Here is a 7,666-nt window from a genome sequence, read left to right as displayed (position 1 = left end):
GCCGGGCGGGTGCGGCGCGGCGGCCGGCTGGGCCGCTGCCGCGAGCCGCAGCTCGACGGTGAACACCGAGCCGCGGCCGGGCACGCTGGTGGCCGTCACGCGGCCGGCCATCAGCGCCGCCAGCTTGCGCGTGAGCGACAGGCCGAGGCCGGTCCCGCCGTGCTGGCGGCGTGCGCTGTTGTCGCCTTGCTCGAAGGGCTTGAACACGCGCTCCAGCGTGGCGTCGTCCATGCCGGTGCCGGTGTCGTGCACCTGGATGCGCAGCAGCCACGGGCCGTCGGCCTGGGCCCGCACCTCGGTGACGAGCGCGACATGGCCTTGCGCGGTGAACCTGGCCGCATTGGCCAGCAGGTTCGAGACGATCTGGCGCACGCGCGCCGGATCGCCCTGGAACCGCGTCTGCTCGCCGAGGTAGTCGTACAGCATCGTCAGCTTGCGCTCGCGCAACTGCGGCATGAAGCCGCGGCAGGTCTCGGCCATCAGCTGCGCGAGGTCGAAGGTCTCCAGCCGCAGCGCGAGCTCGCCGGCCTCGGCGCGGGCGTAGTCGATCACGTCGCCGAGCAGGCGCAGCAGCGCCTGGCCGGACTGCTGCGCCAGGTCGAGGTAGCCGCGCTGCTCGTTGTGCGTGGCCAGCCGCTGCGCCAGCTCGGTCATGCCGAGCACCGCGTTCAGCGGCGTGCGCAGCTCGTGGCTCATGTGGGCCAGGAAGGCGGCCTTGGCCTGGCCGGAGGCCGGGTCGCTGTCGACTTCGCGCAGGCTGCCGGCCAGCCGGGTGGCCGGCCCGGCGCCGTCGGCCGTGGCGCGCATGCGCACCTGGAACCAGCGCAGGCTGCCGTCGGCGGTGCGCAGGCGCAGCCGGCCCTGGACGTTGCGGCCCGGGGCGCGGATCGCTGCGCCGACCAGCGCATCCCAGTGCGCCCGGTCGGGCGGGTCGACCTGCGCGCGCAGCGCGGACGGATCGTCGGCCAGCCCGGCGCCCAGCAGGTCGCGGCAGCGCGGCGAATGCCAGGCCTGCGACGGCTGGAGCGACGTGAGTTCGTGCTCCCACACGCCCTCGCCGACGACATCCATGAGCCGCGCGGCGCGGCTGCTGTCGGGGTGGACGGGAGGGAGGGGTGGAACGGCTGGTGTATTCATGACGCCACGCGCAGACGGCACGCGTGAGAGCGTGGCGCATGGTAGCCAATGGGCCTCGTCCGGGCAATGCGTCTCGCGTGAGACCGGTTGCCCATGGCTACTGACTGCTGCTGACCAATGGCCCGCCGATCTGCTCACCCGTCGCGGCTCCCTAGAATCTTCGGCTCCGCATTTCGAAAGCCCTCCCCATGTCCGGTGTCATCCGCATTCGCGGCGCCCGCCAGCACAACCTGAAGAACCTGGACCTCGACATCCGCACCGGCGAGATGACGGTGGTGACCGGGCCGTCGGGCTCGGGCAAGTCGAGCCTGGTGTTCGACACGCTGTACGCGGAGGGGCAGCGGCGCTACGTCGAGACCTTCAGCGCCTATGCGCGGCAGTTCCTCGACCGCATGGACCGGCCGGCGGTGGACCGGGTCGACGGCGTGCCGCCGGCGATCGCGATCGACCAGACCAACCCGGTGCGCACCTCGCGCTCGACGGTCGGCACGATGACCGAGCTGAACGATCACCTGARGCTCTTGTATGCGCGGGCGGCCGAGCTGTTCGACAAGCAGACGGCACAGCCGGTGCGGCATGACAGCCCGGAGACGATCTACGCGGAGCTGATGAGCCGGACGGCGCAGGGCGATCCGCGGCTGGTGGTGACCTTTCCGGTGGAATTGCCGGGCGGAACCACGCCCGAGGAGATCGAGCAATGGCTCGCGGCCAGCGGCTTCACCCGCGTGCAGGCGGAGCGCGAGGTGGCGACGCCGACCGGCCCGCGCAAGGTGCTCGACGTGGTGGCCGACCGCTTCCGGCTGCAGGGGACCGAGAAGGTGCGCGCGGTCGAGGCGATCGAGACGGCGCTGAAGCGCGGCAGCGGGCGGGTCAACGTGTATGTGGTGGCCGAAGAAGGCGAACCCACACTCTGGCGTTTCTCCACCGGCCTGCACTGCCCCGACAGCGACCTGCGCTACGGCGACCCGCAGCCGGCCTTGTTCTCGTTCAATTCGGCGATGGGCGCCTGCGAGACCTGTCGCGGCTTCGGCCGCGTGATCGGCGTCGACTGGGGGCTGGTGATCCCGGACCACCGCAAGACGCTGCGCTCCGGCGCGATCAAGACCATCCAGACGCCGGCCTGGAAAGACTCGCAGGACGACCTGCTGAAGTACGCCGCCGAGGCCGGCATCCCGCGCGACGCCGCGTGGTCGCAGCTCAGCGAGGCGCAGCGCGACTGGGTCATCAACGGCTCGCCGCACTGGAAGGGCAACTGGAACAAGCAGTGGTACGGCATCAAGCGCTTCTTCGAGTACCTCGAATCGAAGTCGTACAAGATGCACATCCGCGTGCTGCTGTCGAAGTACCGCAGCTACACGCCGTGCACCACCTGCGGCGGCGCCCGGCTGAAGACCGAGGCGCTGCTGTGGCGCCTGGGCAGCAAGCCCGATGCCGACGGCGTGCTGCCGCCCGGAAAGCGATTCCTGCCGCAGGGCACCCACTGGTCGCGCGACCAGCTCGAGGCGCTGCCCGGCCTGACGGTGCACGACCTGATGCTGATGCCGATCGAGCGCATCCGCCGCTTCTTCGACGGCATCACGCTGCCCAGCACGATGCTCGACGACGCGCTGAAGCTGCTGCTCGACGAGATCCGCACGCGGCTGAAATACCTGTGCGATGTCGGCCTCGGCTACCTGACGCTGGACCGCCAGAGCCGCACGCTGAGCGGCGGCGAGGTGCAGCGCATCAACCTCACCACGGCGCTCGGCACCTCGCTGGTCAACACGATGTTCGTGCTCGACGAGCCGAGCATCGGCCTGCACCCGCGCGACATGAACCGCATCGTCGAGGCGATGCACCGGCTGCGCGATGCCGGCAACACGCTGGTCGTCGTCGAGCACGACCCGGCGGTGATGCTGGCGGCCGACCGGCTGATCGACATGGGCCCCGGCCCCGGCGAGCGCGGCGGCAGCATCGTGTTCGACGGCACGCCGGAAGAGATCCGCCGCGCCGACACGCTGACCGGCGCCTACCTCGGCGGGCGCAAGCAGGTCGGCCTGGGCGGCCTGAAGCGGCTGGTGACCGACGCGACGCCGAAGCTGATCCTCGAAGGCGCGCGCGACCACAACCTGAAGAACGTGACGGTCGAGTTCCCGCTGCAGCACCTGGTGTGCGTGACCGGCGTGTCCGGCTCGGGCAAGAGCACGCTGATGCAGGACGTGCTGTTCCCGGCGCTCGCGCGGCACTTCGGCAAGGCCACCGAGACGCCCGGTGAGCACGACCGCCTGCTCGGCGCCGACTGGCTGACCGACGCGGTKTTCGTCGACCAGTCGCCGATCGGCAAGACSGCGCGCTCGAACCCGGCCAGCTATGTCGGCGCGTTCGACGAGATCCGCAAGCTGTTCGCGCAGRCGCCGCTGGCCGGCCAGCGCGGCTACGGCGCCGGCATGTTCAGCTTCAACGCCGGCGACGGCCGCTGCCCGACCTGCGGCGGCTCGGGCTTCGAGCACGTCGAGATGCAGTTCCTGTCCGACGTGTACCTGCGCTGCCCGGATTGCGACGGCCGCCGCTACCGCGCCGAGATCCTCGACGTGAAGATCGAGCGTCGCCTGCCCGGCGAGGTGGCCAGGGAGCTCAGCGTGGCCGACGTGCTGGAGCTGACGGTCAGCGAGGCGGTGCAGATGTTCGCGCAGGACCGCGAGGTGCTGCGCGTGCTGCAACCGATCGTCGACGTGGGCCTGGAGTACGTGAAGCTGGGCCAGCCGGTGCCGACGCTGTCGGGCGGCGAGGCGCAGCGGCTGAAGCTGGCCGGCTTCCTCGCCGAGGCAGCGCAGACGACGACCGCGAGCCGCCAGCCGGTCGCGAAGAAGGGCACGCTCTTCATGTTCGACGAGCCGACCACCGGCCTGCACTTCGACGACATCGCGAAGCTGATGCGCGCGTTCCGCAAGCTGCTCGACGCCGGGCATTCGCTCGTGGTGATCGAGCACAACCTCGACGTGATCCGCGCGGCCGACTGGCTGATCGACCTCGGCCCGGAAGGCGGCGAGGCCGGCGGCCTGGTGGTGTGCACCGGCACGCCGGATGACGTGAAGCTGCATCCCACGTCGCACACCGGCCGCGCGCTGGCTGAGTACGACGTGTCGATGCGCCTCGGCGCGCACCAGGTGGAGGAAGGCGTTCCGCTGCAGTACCTCGTCAAGAAGGCGCGCGACGTGCAGCGCGACGAATCAATCCGCATCGTGAACGCGCGCGAGCACAACCTGAAGTCGCTGGATGTCAGCATCCCGCGCGGCAAGTTCAGCGTGGTGACCGGCGTGTCGGGCTCGGGCAAGAGCACGCTGGCCTTCGACATCCTGTTCAACGAGGGCCAGCGCCGCTACCTCGAATCGCTGAACGCCTATGCGCGCAGCATCGTGCAGCCCGCAGGGCGGCCGGAGGTCGACGCGGTGTACGGCATTCCGCCCACTGTCGCGATCGAGCAGCGGCTGAGCCGCGGCGGCCGCAAGAGCACCGTCGCGACGACGACCGAGGTCTGGCACTTCCTGCGCCTGCTGTATGTGAAGCTGGGCATCCAGCACTGCGTGAACGACGGCGCGCCGGTGCGGCCGCAGAGCGTCGAGAGCATCGCCGCCCAGCTGCTGCGCGACCACCAGGGCGTGCATGTCGGGCTGCTGGCGCCGCTGGTCGTCAACCGCAAGGGCGTCTACACCGACCTCGCGAAGTGGGCGAAGGCGCGCGGCCACACGCACCTGCGGGTCGACGGCGACTTCCTGCCGGTCGATCCGTGGCCGCGGCTGGACCGCTTCAAGGAGCACACCGTGGAGCTGCCGGTCGGCGACCTGGTGATCGGCAAGGACAACGAAGCCGAGCTGCGCACGCTGCTGGCGCAGGCGCTGGACATCGGCAAGGGCGTGATGCACCTGCTGAGCCCGCTGAAGGGCCTGCGCGGCGCGATGCTGGCCGGCACGCCGACRCGCAAGCTCGGCGAGGTGAAGGTGTTCTCGACCAAGCGTGCCTGTCCGGTGTGCGCCACCAGCTACCCCGAGCTGGACCCGCGCATGTTCAGCTACAACAGCAAGCACGGCTGGTGCACCACCTGCGTCGGCACCGGCCTGGCGCTGACGCGTGAGCAGCGCAAGGCGTACGACGACTCGGTGCAGGACGACGACAACAAGGGCCGCGAGCAGAGCTTCCCGTCCGAGGAGGCGGAGGTCGAAGGCGTGGTCGACGAGCCGTGCCCCGATTGCGGCGGCACGCGGCTGAACCCGGTGTCGCGCGGCGTCACCTTCGACACGCATTCGATCGCGTGGATCGCGCAGTGGTCGGTGGCCGATGCGCGCAAGTGGGTGCAGGCCTTGACGCTGACCGGCCGTGATGCGGAGATCGCGCGCGACGTGGTCAGCGAGATCGCGAGCCGGCTGGAGTTCCTCGAAGAAGTGGGCCTCGGCTACCTGACGCTGGATCGCGCGGCGCCGACGCTGTCGGGCGGCGAGGCACAGCGCATCCGGTTGGCGGCGCAGCTCGGCAGCAACCTGCAGGGCGTGTGCTACGTGCTCGACGAGCCGACCATCGGCCTGCACCCGCGCGACAACCAGATCCTGCTCGATGCGCTGCACAAGCTGGGCGACAAGGGCAACACGCTGGTGGTGGTGGAGCACGACGAGGACACGATCCGCCGCGCCGACCACATCATCGACATCGGCCCGGGCGCCGGCAAGCGCGGCGGCCGGTTGGTGGCCGAGGGCACGGCGGGCGACCTGTCGAAGAACCCCGATTCGGTGACCGGGCGCTTCCTCGCCCATCCGCTGGTGCACCCGCTGAAGGCACGGCGCGAGGTCGATGCCTTCCTCGCGTCGGTGGCGAGCAAGGTCGCGAAGGAGGGCGAGGCGAACCGGCTGCTGACCATCCACGGCGCCTCGCTGCACAACCTGCAGCAGGTGACGGTCGACGTGCCGCTGAAGCGGCTGGTGGCGGTCACCGGCGTCAGCGGTTCGGGCAAGTCGACGCTGGCGCGCGACGTGCTGCTGGCCAACCTGCAGTTCATCAACGTGCGCGGCGGCAAGCCGAACTGGCAGGGCTGCGAGAAGATCGACGGCTGGGGCTACATCGACCGCGTGCTCGAGGTCGACCAGACGCCGATCGGCAAGACGCCGCGCTCCTGCCCGGCGACCTACATCGGCTTCTGGGACACGATCCGCAAGCTGTTCGCCGACACGCTGGAGTCGAGGGCGCGCGGCTACATGCCGGCGCGCTTCAGCTTCAACACCGGCGACGGCCGCTGTCCGGCCTGCGAAGGGCAGGGCATGCGCACGATCGAGATGAGCTTCCTGCCGGACGTGAAGGTGCCGTGCGACGTGTGCCACGGCCAGCGCTTCAATGCCGAGACGCTGGCGGTGAGCTGGCGCGGCAAGAGCATCGGCGACGTGCTGCAGATGGAGATCGACGAGGCGGTGGWGTTCTTCGCGTCGATGCCGAACATCGCGCACCCGCTGCAGCTGATGAAGGACGTGGGGCTGGGCTACCTGACGCTGGGCCAGCCGTCACCGACGCTGAGCGGTGGCGAGGCGCAGCGCATCAAGCTGGTGACCGAGCTGACCAAGGTGCGCGACGACGTGGGCCGGCGCGGCAACAAGGCGCCGCACACGCTGTACGTGCTCGACGAGCCGACGGTCGGGCTGCACATGGCCGACGTGGAGCGCCTGATTCGCGTGCTGCACCGGCTGGTCGACGGTGGGCACAGCGTCGTCGTCATCGAGCACGACCTGGACGTGATCGCCGAGGCCGACTGGGTCATCGACCTGGGGCCGGAAGGCGGTGTGCGCGGCGGCACGGTGGTGGCGAACGGGGTGCCTGAGCTGCTCGTCAAGACCAAGGCCAGCCACACGGGAGCGGCGTTGAAGCCTGTGTTGGCGCGGACATAGGAGCATTGGCGCGGAAGGCGCGGGTGGGGAGTCTGTGGCTCGCCGGTCGCGTCGGTCATCGCCCCTGGCGGGGCGATGACTTTCCTCCGCTGACTGATTTCGCGGCCCGTCGCCCAAACTCCCGCCACTCACTTCGTTCGTTGTGGTCAAACAGTGGGCGACAGTCAGTTCACGAAGCGTGCTGGCGCACGCGGGCCACGAAATCAGCCAGCTCCGGCGACCCGCCCTGATTGGCGCTCCACAGACTCCCCACCCGCGCCTTGTGCCACCACCCTGCCTTGGGGAGGTGACAAGCGAAGAAGTGAGGGTTGAGCCCGGATTCCGCTTCGCTGCATCCGGGCTACGTGACTGCTGTAGGCGGGTTCTCGTGTTCTGCCACCCGTTCGGACTGAGGAGGGGGTGCATCCATCAGGTGGAGATTGATATCAATCCTCATTTGTTCGCTTGTCATGGTCGAAGGATCGGGGCGGTGGCACGAAGGCGCGGGTGGGGAGTCTGTGGAGCGCCAATAGGGACGGGGCGCCGGAGCTGGCTGGTTTCATGGTCCGCGTGCGCAGCACGCTTCGTGCACTGACTGTCGCCCACTGTTTGACCACAACGAACGAAGTGAGTGGAGGGAGTTTGGG

Annotated in this window: 2 protein-coding genes; one reads left to right on the top strand and one right to left on the bottom strand. The window is 69.8% G+C overall.

The genetic code is table 11. From position 1 onward, the window contains the following. Positions 1 to 1,137 (bottom strand): sensor histidine kinase (locus AC1D1T_RS27905; RefSeq protein ID WP_477992897.1); only part of this gene is annotated, 1,137 nt, incomplete at its 3' end. Positions 1,138 to 1,325: 188 nt separating this feature from the next. Between AC1D1T_RS27905 and uvrA the strand changes: the two genes are divergently transcribed. Continuing rightward, a complete protein-coding gene (uvrA, locus tag AC1D1T_RS27900) occupies positions 1,326 to 7,040 on the top strand; it encodes an excinuclease ABC subunit UvrA (protein ID WP_477992896.1) in 5,715 nt (1,904 codons plus the stop codon). The last annotated feature ends 626 nt before the right edge of the window (positions 7,041 to 7,666 follow it).

The organism is Rhizobacter sp. P2_H3 (genome assembly GCF_056403355.1).
This window is presented reverse-complemented; position numbering and strand designations above follow the sequence as displayed.